Origin of the sequence: Niallia oryzisoli (assembly GCF_043641075.1) — a bacterium.
Taxonomy (GTDB): Bacteria; Bacillota; Bacilli; order Bacillales; family Cytobacillaceae; genus Bacillus_BD; species Bacillus_BD oryzisoli_A.
Genome location: NZ_JBHZRC010000001.1, coordinates 1,108,389 through 1,129,195, shown reverse-complemented (window position 1 = coordinate 1,129,195; position 20,807 = coordinate 1,108,389). Strand labels below are relative to the sequence as shown.

The 20,807-nt window shown below is 38.4% G+C and carries 19 protein-coding genes; 18 read left to right on the top strand and 1 reads right to left on the bottom strand.

Features of this window, described 5'->3' with window-relative positions:
- Positions 1–140 precede the first annotated feature (140 nt).
- Positions 141–779, top strand: a complete 639-nt coding sequence (locus tag ACHUFV_RS05715) for an RsfA family transcriptional regulator (protein WP_394232626.1) — start codon at positions 141–143, stop codon at positions 777–779.
- Between the two features lie 42 nt (positions 780–821).
- On the opposite strand, the gene ACHUFV_RS05710 is transcribed toward ACHUFV_RS05715, so the two are convergent.
- The gene (locus ACHUFV_RS05710) at positions 822–1,295 is read right to left on the bottom strand and encodes an N-acetyltransferase (protein WP_394232625.1); all 474 of its coding nucleotides are present in this window, start codon (positions 1,293–1,295) and stop codon (positions 822–824) included.
- Positions 1,296–1,504: 209 nt separating this feature from the next.
- Here ACHUFV_RS05710 and ACHUFV_RS05705 point away from each other — a divergent pair, with 209 nt between their 5' ends.
- From ACHUFV_RS05705 to murB, 17 genes are all read left to right on the top strand, one after another.
- Complete coding sequence (locus ACHUFV_RS05705) at positions 1,505–1,717, top strand: biotin/lipoyl-containing protein (RefSeq protein ID WP_394232624.1); 213 nt, start codon at positions 1,505–1,507, stop codon at positions 1,715–1,717.
- A 34-nt stretch (positions 1,718–1,751) separates the two neighbouring features.
- Positions 1,752–3,293, top strand: a complete 1,542-nt coding sequence (locus ACHUFV_RS05700) for an acyl-CoA carboxylase subunit beta (protein WP_394232623.1) — start codon at positions 1,752–1,754, stop codon at positions 3,291–3,293.
- Positions 3,294–3,442: 149 nt separating this feature from the next.
- Positions 3,443–4,339, top strand: coding sequence for a 2-dehydropantoate 2-reductase (locus ACHUFV_RS05695; protein WP_394232622.1), 897 nt, complete (start codon positions 3,443–3,445; stop codon positions 4,337–4,339).
- A 4-nt stretch (positions 4,340–4,343) separates the two neighbouring features.
- The gene (locus ACHUFV_RS05690) at positions 4,344–4,739 is read left to right on the top strand and encodes a DUF3397 domain-containing protein (protein WP_394232621.1); all 396 of its coding nucleotides are present in this window, start codon (positions 4,344–4,346) and stop codon (positions 4,737–4,739) included.
- A 26-nt stretch (positions 4,740–4,765) separates the two neighbouring features.
- Entirely contained in the window at positions 4,766–6,391 is a 1,626-nt protein-coding gene (gene bshC, locus ACHUFV_RS05685) for a bacillithiol biosynthesis cysteine-adding enzyme BshC (RefSeq protein ID WP_394232620.1), read from the top strand.
- Positions 6,392–6,566: 175 nt separating this feature from the next.
- Positions 6,567–6,998 (top strand): division/cell wall cluster transcriptional repressor MraZ, encoded by a 432-nt coding sequence (gene mraZ, locus ACHUFV_RS05680; protein ID WP_394232619.1) that lies wholly within the window; start codon positions 6,567–6,569, stop codon positions 6,996–6,998.
- Positions 6,999–7,054: 56 nt separating this feature from the next.
- Complete coding sequence (rsmH, locus tag ACHUFV_RS05675) at positions 7,055–7,990, top strand: 16S rRNA (cytosine(1402)-N(4))-methyltransferase RsmH (protein ID WP_394232618.1); 936 nt, start codon at positions 7,055–7,057, stop codon at positions 7,988–7,990.
- A 53-nt stretch (positions 7,991–8,043) separates the two neighbouring features.
- Complete coding sequence (ftsL, locus tag ACHUFV_RS05670; protein WP_394232617.1) at positions 8,044–8,409, top strand: cell division protein FtsL; 366 nt, start codon at positions 8,044–8,046, stop codon at positions 8,407–8,409.
- On the top strand, positions 8,409–10,643 hold the full coding sequence (locus ACHUFV_RS05665; protein WP_394232616.1) for a penicillin-binding protein: 2,235 nt from the start codon (positions 8,409–8,411) through the stop codon (positions 10,641–10,643). Before ftsL ends, ACHUFV_RS05665 begins: the two co-directional genes overlap by 1 nt.
- Positions 10,644–10,735: 92 nt before the next feature.
- Positions 10,736–12,667 (top strand): stage V sporulation protein D, encoded by a 1,932-nt coding sequence (locus ACHUFV_RS05660; protein ID WP_394232615.1) that lies wholly within the window; start codon positions 10,736–10,738, stop codon positions 12,665–12,667.
- Between the two features lie 192 nt (positions 12,668–12,859).
- The gene (locus ACHUFV_RS05655; RefSeq protein ID WP_394232614.1) at positions 12,860–14,326 is read left to right on the top strand and encodes a UDP-N-acetylmuramoyl-L-alanyl-D-glutamate--2,6-diaminopimelate ligase; all 1,467 of its coding nucleotides are present in this window, start codon (positions 12,860–12,862) and stop codon (positions 14,324–14,326) included.
- Positions 14,323–14,778, top strand: coding sequence for a hypothetical protein (locus ACHUFV_RS05650; protein ID WP_394232613.1), 456 nt, complete (start codon positions 14,323–14,325; stop codon positions 14,776–14,778). The genes ACHUFV_RS05655 and ACHUFV_RS05650 overlap by 4 nt, the downstream gene beginning before the upstream one ends.
- A complete protein-coding gene (gene mraY / locus ACHUFV_RS05645; RefSeq protein ID WP_394232612.1) occupies positions 14,779–15,753 on the top strand; it encodes a phospho-N-acetylmuramoyl-pentapeptide-transferase in 975 nt (324 codons plus the stop codon).
- Positions 15,754–17,106, top strand: a complete 1,353-nt coding sequence (gene murD, locus ACHUFV_RS05640) for a UDP-N-acetylmuramoyl-L-alanine--D-glutamate ligase (RefSeq protein ID WP_394232611.1) — start codon at positions 15,754–15,756, stop codon at positions 17,104–17,106.
- A gap of 75 nt (positions 17,107–17,181) precedes the next feature.
- Positions 17,182–18,282 (top strand): stage V sporulation protein E, encoded by a 1,101-nt coding sequence (gene spoVE, locus ACHUFV_RS05635; RefSeq protein WP_394232610.1) that lies wholly within the window; start codon positions 17,182–17,184, stop codon positions 18,280–18,282.
- 331 nt (positions 18,283–18,613) lie between these two features.
- A complete protein-coding gene (gene murG, locus ACHUFV_RS05630; RefSeq protein WP_394232609.1) occupies positions 18,614–19,714 on the top strand; it encodes an undecaprenyldiphospho-muramoylpentapeptide beta-N-acetylglucosaminyltransferase in 1,101 nt (366 codons plus the stop codon).
- Positions 19,715–19,767: 53 nt separating this feature from the next.
- Positions 19,768–20,688: a UDP-N-acetylmuramate dehydrogenase gene (gene murB, locus ACHUFV_RS05625; RefSeq protein ID WP_394232608.1), complete on the top strand. Its 921-nt coding sequence runs from the start codon at positions 19,768–19,770 to the stop codon at positions 20,686–20,688.
- Positions 20,689–20,807 lie beyond the last annotated feature (119 nt).

Sequence of the window (20,807 nt, the reverse complement as noted above, 5' to 3'; positions counted from 1 at the left end):
GTTTAGTTTGTTCGCAACTACTATGTTTACTACAGCAAGAAAGGTAAAATTCAAGAAATAACTGAAAACTAAGATGATGTCAGTCTATCTTTTCTAGTAGATGCATATGTATGAATAAAAAAACTAGGAGGGATTTTCAGATGTCAACTACACGACAGGATGCTTGGACACAGGATGAGGATTTGCTGCTTGCTGAGGTTGTACTTCGTCATATTCGTGAAGGTGGAACACAGCTTCAAGCTTTTGAGGAGGTTGGAAAAAGGCTGTCAAGAACAGCTGCAGCATGTGGATTTCGCTGGAATTCATCAATAAGAAAGCAGTATAAATCCGGAATTGAACTTGCAAAAAAACAACGTAAAGATGCCAAGAGAAGTCCTATTGATAAAAATGAAGTCAGCACTCGGGAAATAAAAGCATCCGATAACCCTCCTGTTAAGACAGAAGAAATATCTCCACCAGTAATGAAGGAAATAACGTTTGAGGAATTAATAGTCTATTTGAACAAACTATATGATCGTGCGCAAAATTCATCAGATTATCAGGAAAGTCTGTCAATATATAAAAACAACATAAAAAGGCTTGAACAGAAAATACAAGATATTACAGCAGAAAATGCTCGTTTATCAAAGGAACTATATGAAATGGAGCATGATTATAAAGCTCTAATTGAAATAATGGAACGAGCACGCAAAATGGTTGTGTTAAAAGAAGAAGAATTTGCCCAAAAGGTTCGTTTTCAAATGGATAAAAATGGCAATCTGGAAAAGCTTGATAAATAAAAAAACAAGCGGACAATGCCTTGTCTGCTTGTTTTTCTTATTTTACTTTATGGCTTCCTTCACTCCGTCAGGATGCCAAATGAGTGGATTCTCTCCTAAGTCACGCTCCATTTCATAGTTAACAGATTGAAAGCCCATCTTCTCCCAAAAGCCTCTGGACTTAATCCTTGGATTTGTTTTGATTGGCATTCCAAATCCTTTAGCAAATTCCACGAGAGCCGTTCCATAGCCTCTATCTTGATAATCTGGAAGGACCTCAAGCTTCCAAATTTCCAAATAATCTACAGGTGGTTCAAAATAACGATTATATTTCGCGTTTACTTGATATACGCTCATCCTTGCAACGAGCTTATCGCCAAAATAAATACCGTAAAATGGAGATTCGCTGTCATTCTCAATTATATTTGCTTCGAGATCCTCGCTCATTGACAGCTCTTGGATTCCGTATTCTTTAAATTTCTTAAATTCCTCAAGTGTTTTGTAATTTACTTTTAGTTTAATTATTTCCATCGACATTTAATCCATCCTCCTTTTGAAGCAAAAATTGCATGTTCAATGTTTTAAGTGAATAGGTATAGTTATAAACCCTTTAATAAACATAAGCAATATATGACTTTTGTAAATATTATTATATACTATTTATTTAAAAAATTCTGCTTTATTGAAAGAAAACGGTTACAAATAATCGAAATGACTAACGAAATGAGATTCAAGGAGGGAAAACAATGAAAGAGGTAAAAGCAATTATGGCAGGAGTGGTACTGATGATACCAGTAAGCCAGGGCGAGCAAGTCTCGGTTGGGCAGGAAGTGATTATTTTGGAGTCAATGAAAATGGCCATCCCAATAGAAAGCAGTGAGAAAGGAGAAGTATCGGAAATTCGAGTAGCGGTGGGTGACTTTGTAAATGAAGGTGACGTGTTGATGGTCTTAAAGTAGCAATGGGACTTTAATGGAAAAAAGGAGGGGGAATATGTCTTCCATACAGTTGTTACTTCAGGTATTGCAGCAAAGAAAACAAAAACTTGAAGCTGGCGGAAAGAAACAATACCATGAAAAGCTCGCGTTTCAAAACAAGCTCTTTGTTCGAAAACGTCTTGAATTATTGTTTGACAATGGAGAATACGATGAGGATGGCAGATTCGCCAATTGTCTTGATGATGACCTTCCAGCGGATGGTGTTGTGACGGCAACTGGAAGGATTAATGGTCAGACGGTCTGCGTAATGGCCAATGATTCGACTGTAAAAGCGGGTTCATGGGGGGCCCGTACAGTTGAAAAAATCATCCGTATTCAAGAAACAGCCGAGAGAATAAAGGTACCGCTTCTTTATTTAGTTGACTCAGCTGGTGCTAGAATTACAGATCAACTAGAAATGTTTCCAAACAGAAGAGGTGCAGGAAGAATTTTTTATAATCAAGTAAAGCTTTCTGGGATGATTCCACAGATTTGTTTGTTATTTGGACCTTCTGCTGCAGGAGGTGCCTATATCCCGGCTTTTTGTGATCTTGTCATCATGGTTGATCAAAATGCTTCGATGTATTTAGGTTCTCCGAGAATGGCTGAGAAAGTGATCGGAGAAAAGGTTAGCTTGGAGGAAATGGGCGGAGCAAGGATGCATTGTACGATTAGCGGGTGTGGTGATGTATTAGCTTCGAACGAAGAAGAAGCAATAAATCTTGCAAAGCAATACTTAAGCTATTTTCCCTCTAATTATCAAGAAAAGCCTTCAATCACTGCGGGTAAGAACCCGAAGGAAGGTCTTCAGTTAGAGAAGATCATCCCACCAAATCAAAATATTCCTTTTAATATGTATCATTGTATTGACTCGCTTATTGATATGGGAAGTTTTTTTGAAATAAAAAGGTTGTTTGCAGCGGAATTGATCACAGGATTGGCAAGAATAGATGGAAAAGTAGTGGGGATTATTGCAAACCAGCCGAAGGTAAAAGGCGGAGTCTTGTTTGTTGATTCTGCCGATAAAGGTGCTAGGTTCATCACTCTTTGTGATGCATTTAATATCCCGCTGTTATTTTTAGCGGATGTTCCAGGCTTCATGATAGGGACAAAGGTAGAAAAAGCGGGGATCATTCGTCATGGTGCAAAATTCATTGCTGCAATGAGTTCAGCAACAGTTCCCAAAATTTCTGTGATTATTCGTAAAGCCTATGGTGCAGGTCTTTATGCAATGGCCGGTCCAGCGTTTGAGCCTGATTGCTGTGTTGCATTGCCAACAGCTCAAATTGCAGTAATGGGACCTGAGGCTGCAGTTAATGCTGTTTATTCAAATAAAATAAATGAAATAAAGGATCAAAATGAAAAACTTGCATTTATGGTAGAGAAGCAAAAGGAGTACCAAGAGGCGATTGATATTTATAAGCTGGCTGCAGAACTCATTATAGATGATATTGTTTCTCCACATGAATTACGCTCATTTCTTGTTTCTCGCTTTGAAATGTATGAAACGAAGGAAATGACGTTTAGCAGCAGGAAACATCCCGTCTATCCTGTTTAATAAAGAAACATCCGTTACCATATGGTAAACGGATGTTTCTTTATTTATTCCAATCTTCTATACGAATGGATAGTAAATCCTTTATAATAAATGTAGAGTAAGTTCTTTGTGACTTTAATTGACGCTGGAAAGGATTAAGGTACTAGTTCATGAAAATTGGAATTATAGGCGGTGGATCCCTCGGTTTATTGTTTGCCTATTATTTACATATTCATCATTCTGTCTGTTTATATGTACGTTCCAAAGAGCAAGCGGAACAACTTCAAGAAAAGGGATTATTTTTGGAACGTGATGGAGAGGTAAAGCAAATATGGCTCGAGGTTAAGTCAGTATCTGAGTGGCGTGGGGAAGAAGACCTAACCATCATTGCTGTCAAGCAGTATCATTTACCGGATCTAATGGAACAGCTAAATGAATACAGCAGCTCTGATAAAATCCTTTTATTTTTGCAAAATGGTATGGGACATATAAAAATGCTTAATAAATTAAATGGAGAAATCTTTGTGGGCACCGTTGAGCATGGGGCTTTGAAGAAAAATTCCAATCGTGTGATACATACAGGTATAGGTCTAACAAAACTAGCTCCCTTTCGCCATTCTATTGTACAGCCTCAAAACCTTTTACTGCATCTACATGATGAGGGTTTTCCTTTCTTGTTAGAAGAGGATTATGAGAAAATGCTTTTGAAAAAGCTGGTAGTTAATGCAGTAATAAACCCATTAACGGCCATTTTGCAGGTTGAAAATGGTGAGCTCATTCATAATCCTCATTTTTTTCAAATGGTGAAGATGATGTTTGCGGAGATTGAAACTAGTTTATGCCTGCAGGATGGAGCAGACTATTTTCAAAACGTCATGGCTGTTTGTGAAAAAACAGCACATAACCAATCATCCATGCTTCGCGACATAGTGGAGAATCGCCCTACTGAAATAGATGCCATTCTTGGGTTTGTTTTGGAGAAAGCAGCAGAAAGAAAAATAAACACTCCGATTATTAATTCTTTTTATCAAGCAGTTAAAGGGAAGGAGTTTAGAATGGAGGAGTAATAACTTGACAGGATTCTTTTCTTCCATCATTGCAACATTCGTGACTATTCCAGTGCTTGGGTATATAATCGTTTTTGTGATTAGTAAGTTCGTAACCAAACAGCATCGTAAGTCAGTTAGAATTGCAATTGATGTAACAACGTTATTATTAATATTGGCTGTACATTACTTTATCATGGCTATTTGGGACACTTCCTTACTATGGGTAATACTTCTAATCATGCTTTTATTGGCAGTGGTATTCGTCCTCGTTCATTGGAAAATGAAACATGATATTCAGTTTTCAAAGGTTTTTAAAGGATACTGGAGGTTCAATTTTTTGCTGTTTGGTTTCATTTATATTATTTTAATTGTATACGGACTTTTTCATCGTGTCAGTATGTCAATTTCAATGTCATAATTCGTTAAGTAGAAAGGAAGTCATAAATGGAGATGTTAAATCTCGAACTGCCGGCTACTAATCGGTTTGCAACTGGATATTTAGCTGGCGCACCAGAGATACAACGCTTTTTTCACTATCAGTATCAGAGTGTCTCTGATTATAACGAAAGAGTAGTAGAACTGAAAAAGCGAACTTTCATGAGAGAAGAATTGGCTTCATGTATAGCAAAATATATGGAACGTTTTCCAACCTCTAACAAAGTATTAGAATCATTGGAAAAATTATCTCGGCCTGAGAGTGTTGTCGTAATTGGGGGACAGCAGGCAGGGATTTTAACGGGTCCGTTATACTCCATACATAAGATTGTTTCTATCATTGTATTAGCCAGACAAAAGGAAGTTGAACTGGGAATTCCAGTTGTGCCAATTTTTTGGATTGCTGGGGAAGATCATGATTATCAAGAAGTTAATCATATTTATGTAGAGAATGAGGGGAAAGTTCAAAAAAAGGTATATCCTGAGAAGGTTCTTGAAAAGAAAATGGTCTCAGATATATCGCTTGATCATGAGTTATGTATGGATTGGATCGAAGAAATTATTGAAATGTTAGGTGAAACTGCACACACAAAAGAACTGCTAGCCTTTTTGGAAAAGGCTGTAAAGCAATCAGAATCATTTGTTGACTTTTTTGCCCACATGGTAATGGAATTATTTAAGGATTATGGGCTGCTCGTGATTGATTCCGGTTATCCAGGACTGCGTTGTCTTGAAAAAGAAATCCTGATATCACAGATTAATCAAGCGGCAAGTATAACGAACCATGTGAGAGCAGTCCAAGCGGAACTTGAAAAGGAAGGTTTTTCTCATTCAATTGATATAAGCAGCCAAGCTGGAAATATTTTTTATTACGATGAAAAATACAGGGAAAGAATTCTACTTGAGTTTAATGCTGGGAAAAAAGAATTTATTGGTAAAAACGGTGCATTAACATTTTCGCTAAAGGAATTATTGCAAATTGCTTCTGAATTCCCTTGGAAATTAAGCAATAATGTGGTGACTCGTCCCATTACACAGGAATTGCTTTTCCCAACATTAGCTTTTATTGCAGGTCCTGGTGAGATTGCGTATTGGGCTGAATTGAAAAAGGCATTTGAAAGCTATTCCATTAAAATGCCGCCAATCGTTCCACGACTAAACATTACGCTTGTAGATCGTTCAGTAGAAACAGATATAGTAGAGCTGGGCTTATCTCTTGAGACTGTTTTAACCTCTGGTACAGAAAAACAAAAAGAGGATTATTTATCATCAGTAAAGGATAAAGAGCTAGATGATTTATTTCAACATACAAAGGAGCAGTTGCTGGAAAATTATCGCTTGATAAAAGAGAAAATAGATAGGGGACTTTCCCCACTTTTAGAAAAAAATCAGGCACAACTGTTTAAACAGGTTGAATTTATGGAAGGCAAAGTAGCTCATTCTTTACAGGAGAAACATCAAGTGGTGCTGAATAAATTCAGTAGAGTGAATAATAAGCTGAGACCTTTGGGGTCCCCACAGGAACGAATCTTAAATGCCCTTTATTATATGAATCAATATGGCATTCCTTTTCTTGCTAATTTATCTAGTCTTTCCTATACGTTTGATGGTAAGCATAAAGTAATAAAAATATAAATAACAAAAGACCTTTCCTTCACGGAAAGGTCTTTTGTTGTGCTTTTTAGTAAAAAAAATTCAATAAATGCATTAGATTAGAAGGATTTTATTTCATGTGGGAGAATTACTAAAAATAAGTGGTGGAAAGTGGGGGGATGTGGTAAAGTAATTTTAGAAAGTGGGGGTAGCGGGTATGTTCATGGGCGAGTATCATCATAATATTGATGCAAAAGGTCGATTGATTGTACCTGCTAAATTCCGCAATGATTTAGGCGATTTGTTTATATTAACACGTGGTCTTGATCAATGCTTGTTTGGCTACCCGCTGAGTGAATGGGAGATTATTGAAGATAAATTAAAGACTCTTCCGTTAACAAAAAAAGATGCCCGTGCATTTACTCGGTTCTTTTTCTCTGGTGCTACTGAATGTGAATTGGATAAACAAGGACGTATTAATATTGCATCTCCACTTGTAAATTATGCAAAGCTAGAAAAGGAATGTGTTGTATTAGGCGTTTCCAATCGAATTGAAATATGGAGTAAAGATATTTGGGACGAGTATTTCAGCGAATCAGCGGATTCTTTTGCTGAGATTGCAGAAAATATGATAGGGTTTGATATATAATCAGGATGGTATATGAAAATAATTTCCTGATCTTTTCGATTGGAAGGTGGACGTAAATGTTTAATCACAAAACTGTATTATTGAATGAAACTGTTGAAGGCTTGAATATTAAGCCGGATGGTATATATGTAGACTGTACACTTGGTGGAGCCGGCCATAGTGAGCTGATTTTATCAAAGCTTTCAGAAACTGGTAAATTGTACGCTTTTGATCAGGACCAAACTGCTATTGATCATGCAAAAGTCAGGCTAGCTCAATATGGGGATAGACTGACTATTATAAAAAGTAACTTTCTAAACTTAAAAGAAGAACTGGCAAAGCTCAATGTGACTAGTGTAGATGGAGTATTGTACGATTTAGGTGTTTCTTCCCCGCAACTTGACAATCCCGAAAGAGGTTTTAGCTACCATCATGATGCCCCTCTTGATATGAGAATGGACAAGGATGCTGATGTTTCAGCCTTTGAAGTAATTAATCAGTGGTCGTATGAAGCGCTTGTTCGTATATTCTTTCAGTATGGTGAAGAGAAATTCTCCAAGCAAATTGCTCGCAAAATTGAAGCAGCACGCGAGATTAAACCCATAGAAACAACAGGTCAGTTAGTTGAATTAATAAAGGATGCAATTCCAGCTCCGGCACGAAGAAAAGGCGGTCATCCGGCGAAACGAATTTTTCAAGCCATTCGTATTGCTGTTAATGATGAATTAGGGGTGTTTGAGAAATCGTTAGAGCAGGCTATTTCGATTCTTAATCCTGGTGGGCGTATTAGTGTGATAACGTTCCATTCACTTGAGGATCGTATTTGTAAGGTTACCTTTAAAAAGATGAGTGAAACACCTGATCTACCCCCTGGTTTGCCGATTATTCCAGAGGAGTTTCAACCTGTTTTGAAGCTAATCACTAGAAAACCAATCGGACCTACGGAAGAGGAATTGTTAGAAAACAATCGCGCAAGATCAGCTAAGCTCCGTATTGCTGAAAAGAGAAAATAATCAAATTTTTAATATATGAACAGAACAACAAATATTATTGGAGGGATATATGAATGGCTAATTTAGCACGACAGCTCCGTCAAGAGCAAACAAAGCAGCAAACAATAATGGCTCCGAAAGCTCCGAAGAAAAAAGCACAGCAGAGGAGAATGTTCTCGCCTGGAGAAAAAATTTTAGGAATTACATTTGGAGCGCTGATTTGTTTTGGGTCGGTTCATATAATCTCCAATCAATCTGCAATTTACGAACTTAACGCAGACATTCAGGATACGAAAGCGATGATTCAAGAACAACAAAAATCAAATAGCGACTTATCGATTCAAGTAAGTGAATTAAGTCAATATGATCGGATTAAAGAAAAAGCTAGAAAGCTTGGTCTTGAATTAAATGATCAAAATGTTAAGGTTGTGCAAGATTAATGATAAAAAAACAAAGAAATATTAATTTCGGAGCAGCTATATTATTTATAATATTTAGCGTGCTCTTTTTTGTCTTATTGTTCCGGTTTTTCTTTATTCAAGCTACGGGAGAAGTGAAAGGGCAGGTATTGGCTGCAAAGGCTGAACAACAATATACCGAATCAACTAAAATTGAAGCAAAACGCGGGACAATATATGATCGAAATGGAGAAGTGCTAGTTGAGGATAGGAGCTCGTTTAGTTTAATTGCCATCCTTGATGAGGACATGACGACTGACCCGGATGATCCTAATCATGTTGTAGATATAAAGAAAACGGCCCAAGAGCTTGCTAAGGTAATCGATTTAAAAGAGTCCAAGATTTACAATATTTTAAATGAGGGAAAGGAAAAACAACGATTTCAAGTGGAGTTTGGTGCAGCTGGCCGTGATATTTCCTATGAAACGAAAACGAAAATTGAAAAGTTGAAGCTGCCCGGCATTGCCTTTACAAGATCGATGAAACGATTTTATCCAAATGGAATATTCGCCTCGCATGTAATTGGTTATACAGAAACGAAAGAGGATAAGAATAATAAAACGATAACGTATGGCAAGCTAGGCTTGGAAAAAAGCTTAAATGATGTCTTAACAGGTACCGATGGCTCATTTAAATTTGAAAGTGATTTATGGGGCTATTTACTACCTGATGGCAATGAGCAAATCACTCCTGCCCGTGATGGAAAGGATGTATACTTAACGATCGATCGTAAAATACAAATCTTGCTTGAAGATGCGATGAATAAAGTAGATAAAGAATATAAACCGAAGAAAATGATCGGAATCATTGCTGATGCAAAAACTGGGGAGATTCTCGCAATGGGACAGCGCCCCACTTTTGACCCTGAAACAAGAGAGGGCATTGAAAAGGGCTGGTACAATGAAGCAGTTGAAACATCATTTGAACCAGGTTCAACGATGAAGATATTTACACTTGCCGCTGCAGTGGAAGAAGGGGTTTTTAATCCAAATGAGATTTATCAATCTGGGACATATGTCGTCGATCCTAAATCCAGAAAGGTTCCCGACCATAATGGAGGCAGAGGATGGGGTCCAATTACCTTTTTAGAAGGCGTGCAGCGATCTTCCAATGTGGCATTTGCCATGTTGGCAAATGAGAAGCTGGGATTTGATAAATATCGAGAATATTTAACTCGTTTTGGGTTTGATCAGCTGACAGGGATTGATTTGCCGAATGAAACAAATGGAAAACTAGCGTTTACCTATCCTATTGAAAAGGCCACAACAGCCTTTGGGCAAGGAACAGCCATAACCCCAATTCAACAGGTACAGGCTGCTACAGCCATTACAAATGATGGTAATATGATGAGGACCCATGTAATAGATAAAATAGTTGACCCTGACACAGGTGAAACGATAAAAGATACAAAGCCGGAGGTAGCGGGGACTCCGATATCTAAAGAAACAGCTGCAGAAGTAAGGGACTATTTAGAAACGGTTGTAACAGGAGAAAACGGTACTGGTAAAATATATGCCCTTGATGGCTATGAGGTTGCTGGGAAAACAGGAACAGCCCAGATCCCTGGTAAAGGTGGTTATTTATCAGGAGCAAGCAACTATATCTTTTCTTTCCTGGGAATGGCTCCAAAGGATGATCCAAGATTAATCATGTATGTAGCTGTACAGCAGCCTGATTTAACAAAAAACTCAGATGGAGCAGCTCCTGTGTCAATGATCTTTAATCCAGTTATGAAAAGCAGTCTCCAATATCTACAAATTGAACCAAGCGGGAAAAAAGTAACTGAAACTACAAAGATTCCAAATGTTACCGGACTTTCAACGAATGAAGCTGCAGAAGTACTGACTGAAAAAGGTGTAAAGCCTGTCATTGTCGGAAATGGCACTAAGATTATCAGTCAGATTCCTGGTAAAGACGAAACACTTTTAGCTGGAGAAAGAGTCATCATAAAAACGGATGGAGATATAACCGTTCCTGATATGACGGGCTGGTCTATTCGTGATGTAATGAAGGTTTCGGAGGCGGCTGAGCTAAAATTAAATTCTGTTGGAAATGGCTATGTTGTCAAACAAAATGTTCAGGAAGGGTCTGTCATAAAAAAAGGTGAATTTTTAATTGTTGAGCTCAATGATCCTGAAACGATATTAAACAAAGCAAAAGAAAATGAAGATGAAGCTGCAGAGGATGAAGCGGACGAAGTAAAAGTCAAGGATTAGCGATCGTTGATATGTCCGACTGTCCGTTCTATTAGAAAAAGTACAAGCATATATTGGAACGAGCCATTATGAAGAGGAGGTTCGTTCCTTTTATGCGTGTTTCAAATGTAACCGTCAGGAAGAGATTGACGATGGTCTTATTAGTAGGGATATTGGTATTCTTTATTATTGATATGCGTTTAGGATATGTTCAGCTCCTCTTGGGTGACGGGTTGACTGAAAAGGCAAAAGGATTGTGGAGCAGGAATATTCCTTTTGAGCCAAACAGAGGAGAAATTGTTGATCGTAATGGGGTGGCCCTTGCCACTAATATCAGTGCACCTACTGTTTACGTTGTTCCTCGTCAAATTAAAAACCCCCAAGAGGCAGCGGAAAAACTGGCAGCTGTTTTAAATATGTCTACAGAAAAGGCGTATGGACTCATTACAAAAAAGACGAGCAGTGTAAAGATTCCAGAAGGGAGAAAAATCTCTCACGAAAAAGCAAAAGAGATTCGTGCCTTGGAAATTGATGGGGTTTATATTGGTGAGGATTCGAAAAGACATTATCCGTTTGGAAACTATCTTTCCCATGTTCTTGGTTTTGCTGGTATCGATAATCAAGGTTTAATGGGATTGGAGCTATTCTATGATAAAGAGCTAAGCGGTACAGAGGGTTCAGTAAAGTTTTATGCAAATGCAAAGGGAGAACGAATGAATGATATGGCGGATGACTATGAGCCGCCTGTTGATGGGTTAGATTTAAAGCTGACAATTGATTCGAAAATCCAAACGATACTAGAACGTGAATTTGATAATGCAGAAGCAACTTATAATCCAGATGGACTGATCGGAATTGCCATGAATCCAAATACAGGTGAAATATTGGCGATGTCCTCAAGACCAAGCTTTGATCCAGCAGATTTCCGCAATGTTGAACCCGAGATTTATAATCGTAATCTACCCATTTGGAGCAGCTATGAGCCTGGATCAACCTTTAAGATTATTACATTGGCTGCAGCCCTTGAAGAGGGAAAGGTTAATTTGGAAGAGGAACAATTCCATGATCCAGGGTATGTAAGTGTCGGCGGGGCAAGGCTGCGATGCTGGAAAAAAGGTGGTCATGGAAGTCAATCATTTCTTGAGGTGGTCCAAAATTCGTGTAACCCTGGCTTTGTTGAACTTGGTGAAAGATTAGGCAAAGACACTTTGTTTAAATATGTAAAGGATTTTGGCTTTGGAGAAAAAACGGGCATTGACCTACAGGGTGAAGCCAAAGGGATATTGTTTAATCTTGAACGTGTCGGACCTGTTGAACAGGCTACTACTGCATTTGGACAGGGTGTATCGGTAACTCCAATCCAGCAGGTGACGGCGGTATCGGCAGCAATCAATGGAGGGACATTGTATACGCCTTTTGTTGCAAAGGAATTAATAGATCCTGCTACAGGGGAAGTGGTAATGAAGAAAAGTCCAACGAGTAAGAGAAAAGTGATCTCCAATGAAACATCAGCTAAGATTAGATATGCCCTTGAAAGTGTTGTTGCCCAGGGAACCGGTGGAAAGGCATTCGTGGAAGGATATCGAGTCGGCGGTAAAACAGGTACAGCACAAAAAGCACAAAATGGCCGTTATCTCGAAAATAATCATATTGTGTCATTTATCGGCTTTGCTCCGGCTGACGATCCGCAAATTGTGGTCTATGTTGCAGTAGATAATCCAAAAGGAACCGTGCAGTTCGGGGGTACGGTAGCGGCGCCAATCGTTGGCAATGTGATCAGTGATAGCTTAAGAGTCATGGGTGTGGAGCCAAGAAAAGAACAAATTGAAAAAGAATTATCTTGGATGGATACACCGATGATCGAAGTGCCTGACCTTGTCGGAATTTCAAAAACGGAAATTCGTGAATTAATGTTGAATTTAAAAATTGATGCCAGCGGGGATGGGGAGACCGTTGTTAAGCAAACTCCAGAAGCAGGTGTCAAATTAAAAGAAGGTTCAACCATTAGGCTATACTTTGGAAATTCTCCAAATAAAAATGAGTAATCTACAGTACTCAAAGTGTCAATCCATCATATATTTCGTAAGGGCGGCTAGTTTTTTACGCCGCCCCTTTCTTTTTTTCTTAATTATTGAAAATGAAAAATAGATTAATTGCCATTTATCATGTAAAATAGTATCGCGCTTGTTTATGAGCGATGCATTTATGCATTTCAATTTTGAGAGGATTTGAGTGATTTGAAATTACATACTTTACTTCAATATTTGTATCCTTATTTGCCTGCTAGTGGTGTAAATCCAGAGGTTACATCCATTGAAAATGATAACAGAAAGGTTCAGCCAGGCAGCCTGTTCATTTGTATTAAGGGCTATACAGTAGACGGACATGATTATGCTGAGTCTGCTGAAAAAAATGGAGCAGTGGCTGTATTGGCTGAAAGAGAACTTTCTTTAAATATTCCAGTTATTGTTGTCAAAAATACAAAGCGGGCCATGGCCTTATTGTCTGACTTCTATTTTGGGCACCCGACTCAAAAGCTGCACTTAGTTGGAATAACAGGTACAAATGGAAAAACTACAACCAGTCATCTAATCGAGAAAATCTTTGCTGATTGTGGCAAGAATACTGGTCTAATTGGTACGATGTATACAAAGATAGGAGAAAAAACCTTTAACACGAAAAATACGACACCTGAAAGCTTGACATTGCAAAAAACGTTTAAACAAATGGTTGATAGTGGTGTAACGTCAGCTGTAATGGAGGTATCCTCACACGCATTAGTAGAAGGAAGGGTTCATGGCTGCGATTACGATGTAGCTGTTTTTACGAATTTAACACAAGATCATTTAGATTTCCATAAAACGATGGATGAGTATCGTCAGGCCAAGGGGTTATTATTTTCTCAGTTAGGAAATACCTTTAACAGTCAGAAGCCAAAATATGCTGTATTAAATGCAGACGATAAAGCAAGTGAGCAATACATGAATAGTACTGCCGCAAGAGTAGTGACATACGGTATTGACCATGATGCGGATTTTTATGCGGGAAATATAAAAATGACAGCAACTGGAACATCCTTTGAGCTATCAAGCCCGCTTGGTTTATTTTCTGTTAACATGAAGCTAATCGGTAAGTTCAGTGTGTATAACGTTCTGGCGAGTATTGCTGCAGCAGTTGTATCTGGTGTCGCAATGGATAAAGTTATTGCTTCAATCGAGGAGGTACAAGGAGTATCTGGCCGTTTTGAGGCTGTAAATGCCGGGCAGGAGTTCTCGGTGATTGTTGATTATTCGCATACACCTGACAGTCTTGAAAATGCATTGAAAACAGTACGTCAGTTCGCTGAAAAACGCATATTTGTTGTCGTTGGCTGTGGAGGAGACCGGGATAGAACGAAGCGTCCCCTGATGGCAAAAATAGCTTGTGCATTAGCAACCGATCCCATTTTTACATCTGATAACCCAAGAAGTGAGGATCCAGAAGATATTTTACGAGAAATGGAAGCAGGGGTTAAGGGTGAAAATTATCAAAGCATTACCGATCGTAAGCAGGCCATATACTATGCAGTAAACAATGCTGAACAAGGTGATGTCATTTTAATTGCGGGAAAAGGCCATGAGACTTATCAGCAGATTGGGAAGGAAACCTTCGATTTTGACGATCGGCTTGTTGCAAAAGAAGCGATTGAGGAGAAGATGAAATGACGTTACTCTATAGAGATATGGTTCAATTATTTCCCAATAACAAGGGAATGAGTGATCCTTCCTTACAGTTTTTAACGGTAACATCATTTGCCCAAAGTGCTCAGCCTAAAGGGATCTTTATTCCATTATATAAGGATTCAGGTGAATTGAAGGAAGCGATAGACCATGGCGCGATTGCTGTATTATGGGATGAATTGGTTCCGCTGCCAGCCTATACGCCCAATCATTTTCTTATTTTTTATTGTACTGATTTGTTGAAAGGGTTAAAAAAGATGACAGAATTATATTGTAAAAAACAGCTTGAAATGGATGAGGAACAGATGGGACAGACAAAATTTCACTTTTTACCAGAAACCAGTCTGAATAGAACGAATAGCACATATGATTTAGCTGTAATGGTAAATGAAGTAGAACAATTGATGAAAGACAGCCATGATGGGAGGGAGGAGTAGATGCAGGAGCAGGTATTATTTTTTACCATTCTATTAGGATTTCTTATAACTGTTTTACTATCTCCCATTTTCATCCCATTTTTAAGAAGATTGAAATTTGGACAAAGTATTCGTGAAGAAGGACCAAAATCGCATCAAAAGAAAACAGGTACGCCAACAATGGGCGGAATCATGATTTTACTTTCAATTATCATTACTACGCTTGTTATGACTGAGAAATTCAGTGAGCCTACGATTAAGACGTTTATCCTATTGTTTGTCACAATCGGATTTGGACTTTTAGGATTTTTAGATGATTTTATAAAAGTGGCGATGAAAAGAAATCTTGGCTTAACATCAAAGCAAAAACTGCTTGGACAAATTATTGTTTCCATTGTAGTTTATTTCTTATTAAAGCAAACTGATTTTTCAACATCAGTAGCCATTCCTTTTACCAATTATTCAATTGAGCTGGGATTTTTTTATGCTTTGTTTATTGTGTTCTGGCTTGTCGGATTTTCTAATGCAGTTAATTTGACAGATGGACTTGATGGTCTTGTGTCAGGAACGGCAGCCATTGCCTTTGGTGCCTTTAGCGTTCTGGCATGGAATCAATCGATGATCGAGGTTTCTATTTTTTCTATCGCTGTAGTTGGAGCGGTTCTTGGTTTTCTTGTTTTTAATGCCCATCCGGCAAAAGTATTTATGGGAGATACAGGTTCATTAGCATTGGGTGGAGCGATTGCATCCATTGCCATATTATCGAAGCTAGAAATTATCCTGCTCATTATCGGCGGTGTATTTGTAATCGAAACGTTGTCAGTTATTTTACAGGTCATTTCATTTAAAACAACAGGAAAGCGTATTTTCCGAATGAGTCCGCTTCATCATCATTATGAGCTTTTAGGATGGAGTGAGTGGCGTGTAGTCGTCACGTTCTGGACTGCCGGTTTGTTATTAGCCATTATGGGAATCTATATTGAGGTGTGGTTATAATTGAAAACAATAAATTTATATACTCATAAAAAAATACTTGTTTTAGGATTAGCAAAGAGTGGTGTAGGAGCTGCATTACTTTTACATAAGCTTGGTGCATTTGTAACTGTTAATGATTATAAGCCGTTATCAGAAAATCCTGAAGCCCAGGGACTGTTAGAACAGGGAATAAAAGTGATTTGTGGTGAACATCCAATTGAGCTGCTTGATGAAGGCTTTGAGTTGATCGTAAAGAATCCGGGGATTCCGTATCATAATCCGATGATTGAAGGTGCACTGGAACGAGGAATTCCTATTATTACAGAGGTTGAACTAGCCTATCAAATTTCAGAAGCGCCATTTATTGCCATTACGGGCACAAATGGCAAAACAACGACGACAACGCTTGTATATGAAATCCTGAAGGCAGGAGAAAAGTATCCGCTTATTGCTGGTAATATAGGAACAGTAGCTTCTGAGGTTGCCCAATCAGCTGAAGTACATAATCAAATTGTGATTGAGCTTTCTTCTTTTCAGCTCATGGGTACTCCTAGCTTCAGACCGAGGATTGCGATACTAACCAATTTATATGACGCCCATCTTGATTATCATGGGACAAGAATAGAATACGTGAAAGCAAAGGCAAATATAACTAAAAACCAAACGAGTGACGACTTTTTTATTGTTAACGCTGAGCAGGAAGATGTAATGAACATTGCTCGCAGCTCTAAGGCTCAGATTGTTCCATTCTCTCCTGTCAGAGAGCTTTCTACAGGAGCCTTTATTAAAGATGGCTGGGTGATATTTAATGGTGAACAGATTATGAAGCAGGAGGATATCCGGCTGCCAGGTGCACATAATCTGGAAAATATATTATCTGCTGTGGCTGCTGCAAAGCTGTCTGGTGTCAAAAATGAAGCCATTTACCAAGTTCTAAATACCTTTACAGGTGTTAAACACAGACTGCAATATATAGCTGAAGTTGAAGGCAGGATGTTTTATAACGATTCAAAGGCAACCAACATCCTAGCGACAAAGAACGCATTAGCAGCTTTTAATAAACCGATTATTCTGCTTGCTGGTGGTTTGGATAGAGGGAATGAATTTGATGAACTAGTTCCTTCATTTAATAATGTCAAAGCGATCATTACATTTGGTCAAACAGCGGAAAAAATGGAAAATGCAGCGAAGAAAGCAGGAATAAAAATCATTCAGCGTGTCGATAATGTTGGAAAAGCTGTGCCACTTGCCTATCAGCTTTCAGGACCAGGTGATGTTGTTCTATTGTCGCCTGCGTGCGCGAGCTGGGATCAATATAAAACTTTTGAAGTAAGAGGAGACATTTTTATCGAAGCAGTGCATAAGCTTAAATAAGGGCTTGTCAGCAATGAGTGGTTCGTCAGCGAATAAAAAACAGGCCAAATAACTTGCATTTCGAGGTGTGGTCTATTGCCGACAAAAAAAACGACTCCTGATATTATCTTAATGATATTAACATTTACGCTTTTAGCCATCGGATTAATTATGGTTTACAGTGCAAGTGCTATCTGGGCCGATTATAAATTTGATGATTCCTTTTTCTTTGCTAAACGACAGATGCTGTTTGCCGGTGTAGGGATTGTCGGAATGTTTTTCATCATGAATGTGGATTACTGGACTTGGAGAACCTGGGCTAAGGTGTTAATTATCGTTTGCTTTGTATTGCTTGTTCTTGTCTTAATTCCGGGTATTGGAAATGTTCGAAATGGCTCACGAAGCTGGATTGGAATTGGTGCATTTTCCATTCAACCGTCAGAATTTATGAAGTTAGCCATGATTGCTTTTTTAGCCAAGTTCCTGTCGGAAAAGCAAAAATACATAACCTCATTCAAAAAAGGACTCGCTCCTTCGTTAGGTTTAGTGTTTTTGGCCTTTGGAATGATCATGCTACAGCCTGATTTAGGGACAGGAACCGTTATGGTAGGCACATGTATTGTGATGATTTTTATTGCAGGTGCAAGGGTAAGACATTTTGCTGTTCTTGGATTAATGGGTGTAGCAGGTTTTGCTGCACTGGTTGCGTCCGCGCCATATCGTATCAAACGGATTACATCCTTTTTAGATCCCTGGCAGGATCCGCTTGGAAGCGGATTTCAGATCATACAATCGTTATTTGCCATTGGACCGGGAGGATTATTCGGCTTAGGGCTGGGACAAAGCAGACAAAAGTTCTTTTATTTACCAGAGCCGCAAACCGATTTTATTTTTGCTATATTAGCTGAAGAGTTAGGCTTTATCGGTGGTTCATTTATCTTATTATTGTTCTCTCTTTTGCTGTGGCGTGGGATACGAATCGCATTGGGTGCTCCTGATCTCTATGGCAGTTTTCTAGCCGTTGGAATCATTGCAATGGTTGCAATCCAAGTCATGATTAATATTGGGGTTGTTACAGGTTTAATGCCTGTAACTGGGATTACTCTTCCATTTTTAAGCTATGGAGGCTCCTCTTTAACCCTTATGCTCTTGGCCATTGGTGTATTATTGAACATTAGCCGTTATTCACGGTACTGATTTTTTACTTTTATATCTTAATGTGAGCTGACCGGTTTCAGGTCAGCTTTTTTGTTAAATGATAAATTGTTTATTTTTTTCTACGTTCCTTAATGAAAAAGGATTATAATCGATAGTGTTGTATTTGTATTTCATATGAATATCAATTACGTGTCGCTTATTACACATATATCAATATATTCTATAAATGATTACGATTTTATAACATTCTTTTGATGGTATCTTTCTTACGTTTGGAATATAGTAGAATAGGAAAAGTAAATAAGTGATATTATTCACTTGGTTGATATTGGGTTGCTACTTTTAACTATGTGTTTTATGAGGTGAAACAATGAATATTGTTGTAAGTGGAGGAGGAACTGGAGGTCATATTTATCCAGCCTTAGCTCTTATTCGTGAAATAAAGAAAGAAACAAAAGATGTACAATTTTTATACATCGGTACGGAAAAAGGACTTGAAAGCCAGCTCGTTACAAGAGAAAATATTCCGTTTAAATCAATACATATCACAGGCTTTAAGAGGAAAATATCACTAGAAAATGTAAAAACCATTCTTCGTTTTTTGAAAGGCGTTAATGACAGTAAGAAAATGTTGAAGGAATTTAAAGCTGATGTTGTCATTGGGACCGGAGGGTATGTTTGTGGTCCTGTTGTTTATGCTGCAGCAAAGCTTGGTATCCCGACAATTATTCATGAGCAAAACAGTGTTCCTGGTTTGACGAATAAGTTCTTAAGTCGTTATGTCGATCGAATTGCCGTATGCTTTGACGAAGCGAAAACGTTTTTTCCTGAAAATAAAGTGGTACTAACAGGAAATCCAAGGGCATCAGAGGTCCTGCATCAAGATGGAATAAAAGGCAGATTATCGGCTGGGTTAAGCTTAACGGAACCAGTTGTTTTAATTGTTGGCGGAAGCCGTGGAGCAAGACCAATAAATGAAGCGGTCTTAAAAGGATTATCGATACTTGGAGAAAAGCCTTATCAAGTGCTATATGTAACGGGTGATGTCCATTATGAAGAGGTCAAAAAGGAAGTTGCGCTTGTTGGTAATCCGAAGAACGTTATGATTAAACCATTTATTCATAACATGCCAGAAGTACTTGCTGGGGTTGATTTGACAGTCGCACGGGCAGGTGCTACAACACTTGCAGAGCTTACTTCACTAGGTATTCCGAGTATTCTGATTCCAAGTCCATATGTTACAAATAATCATCAAGAGAAAAATGCCCGTGCATTAAGTGATCATCATGCTGCTGAATTGCTGCTAGAAAAGGAATTGACGAGCCATAAGCTTGTAGAGGAAATTGATCGAATCTTGATGGATGAAAAGACGTTAAAGGATATGAAGAACTCTGCAAAGGCATTAGGCATTCCGGATGCTGCAAAACGACTCTATCTATTAATGAAAGAGCTTGTTGACAAGAAAAAGTAGCCCATTTATGTTTTCGGCATACACTATGGTAACCTATTTTTCAGGAGGGTTTTATGGACAATAAATTGAAAGTGTTAATGAATGAGCTTAGAGGATTGAATGTTGGCAAAGTAAAAGAAAATGAGCCGCTGGCTAATCATACAACCATCAAAATAGGTGGTCCTGCCGATTTATTCATTGAGCCTGACTCCATTGAAAACCTAAAAACTACGATGGAATTGATTACAAAAAATCAAGTTGGCTGGAGAGCAATCGGAAGAGGTTCCAATCTGCTTGTTTCAGATAACGGGATTGAAGGAGTCGTGATTAAATTAGGCAATGGTCTCGATCAATTCGATGTGAAAGGGTCAGTATTGACAGTTGGAGCAGGTTATCCACTGGTCAGTCTTGCTATGAAAATCAGCAGGCAGGGATTATCAGGTCTTGAGTTTGCCAGCGGAATCCCCGGTTCTGTTGGTGGAGCGGTTTATATGAATGCTGGTGCACATGGCTCAGATATATCGAATATTTTGACAGAAGCACATATTTTATTTGAAGACGGTACAGTGGAATGGCTATCAAATGCGGAAATGGAATTTTCCTATCGTACTTCTGTGCTGCAGAAAAAGCGCCCCGGCATCGTTCTTGAAGCTAGATTTCAGCTAATCGAAGGTGAAAAAGAGAAGATTGTTGAGGTGATGCAAAAAAATAAAGACTATCGAAAAGAAACACAGCCATGGAATTTTCCATGTGCCGGAAGTATTTTCCGTAACCCATTGCCTAATTATGCAGGCAGATTAGTGGAAGAGGCGGGGTTAAAGGGCTATCAAATTGGCGGTGCGCAAATTTCAGATATGCATGGAAATTTTATTATAAATGCAGGAAATGCAACAGCTAAAGACGTATTAGAATTAATAGAACATGTGAAAAAAACTATTTTTGAATTATACCAGGTAAAAATGGAAACTGAGGTTGAAATAATAGGAAGAAAGTAACGGAAAACTTCCAAACTCAACATCCATATACTGTGTTATAATTATCTATTGAAATAGGGCCTAACAACCATAACGGCATGAATACTCGTGCCGTTGTTTAGGTTTAAGGTGGACAAGCA

Bases quoted from the DNA above. Each gene is read 5' to 3' on its own strand.
- mraY (WP_394232612.1), top strand. From the start codon at position 14,779: ATGCAGGAGCAGGTATTATTTTTTACCATTCTATTAGGATTTCTTATA.
- murG (WP_394232609.1), top strand. From the start codon at position 18,614: ATGAATATTGTTGTAAGTGGAGGAGGAACTGGAGGTCATATTTATCCA.
- rsmH (WP_394232618.1), top strand. From the start codon at position 7,055: ATGTTTAATCACAAAACTGTATTATTGAATGAAACTGTTGAAGGCTTG.
- ACHUFV_RS05705 (WP_394232624.1), top strand. From the start codon at position 1,505: ATGAAAGAGGTAAAAGCAATTATGGCAGGAGTGGTACTGATGATACCA.
- ACHUFV_RS05695 (WP_394232622.1), top strand. From the start codon at position 3,443: ATGAAAATTGGAATTATAGGCGGTGGATCCCTCGGTTTATTGTTTGCC.
- bshC (WP_394232620.1), top strand. From the start codon at position 4,766: ATGGAGATGTTAAATCTCGAACTGCCGGCTACTAATCGGTTTGCAACT.
- ACHUFV_RS05715 (WP_394232626.1), top strand. From the start codon at position 141: ATGTCAACTACACGACAGGATGCTTGGACACAGGATGAGGATTTGCTG.
- ACHUFV_RS05710 (WP_394232625.1), bottom strand. From the start codon at position 1,295: ATGTCGATGGAAATAATTAAACTAAAAGTAAATTACAAAACACTTGAG.
- ftsL (WP_394232617.1), top strand. From the start codon at position 8,044: ATGGCTAATTTAGCACGACAGCTCCGTCAAGAGCAAACAAAGCAGCAA.
- murB (WP_394232608.1), top strand. From the start codon at position 19,768: ATGGACAATAAATTGAAAGTGTTAATGAATGAGCTTAGAGGATTGAAT.
- ACHUFV_RS05700 (WP_394232623.1), top strand. From the start codon at position 1,752: ATGTCTTCCATACAGTTGTTACTTCAGGTATTGCAGCAAAGAAAACAA.
- ACHUFV_RS05650 (WP_394232613.1), top strand. From the start codon at position 14,323: ATGACGTTACTCTATAGAGATATGGTTCAATTATTTCCCAATAACAAG.
- ACHUFV_RS05660 (WP_394232615.1), top strand. From the start codon at position 10,736: ATGCGTGTTTCAAATGTAACCGTCAGGAAGAGATTGACGATGGTCTTA.
- ACHUFV_RS05665 (WP_394232616.1), top strand. From the start codon at position 8,409: ATGATAAAAAAACAAAGAAATATTAATTTCGGAGCAGCTATATTATTT.
- mraZ (WP_394232619.1), top strand. From the start codon at position 6,567: ATGTTCATGGGCGAGTATCATCATAATATTGATGCAAAAGGTCGATTG.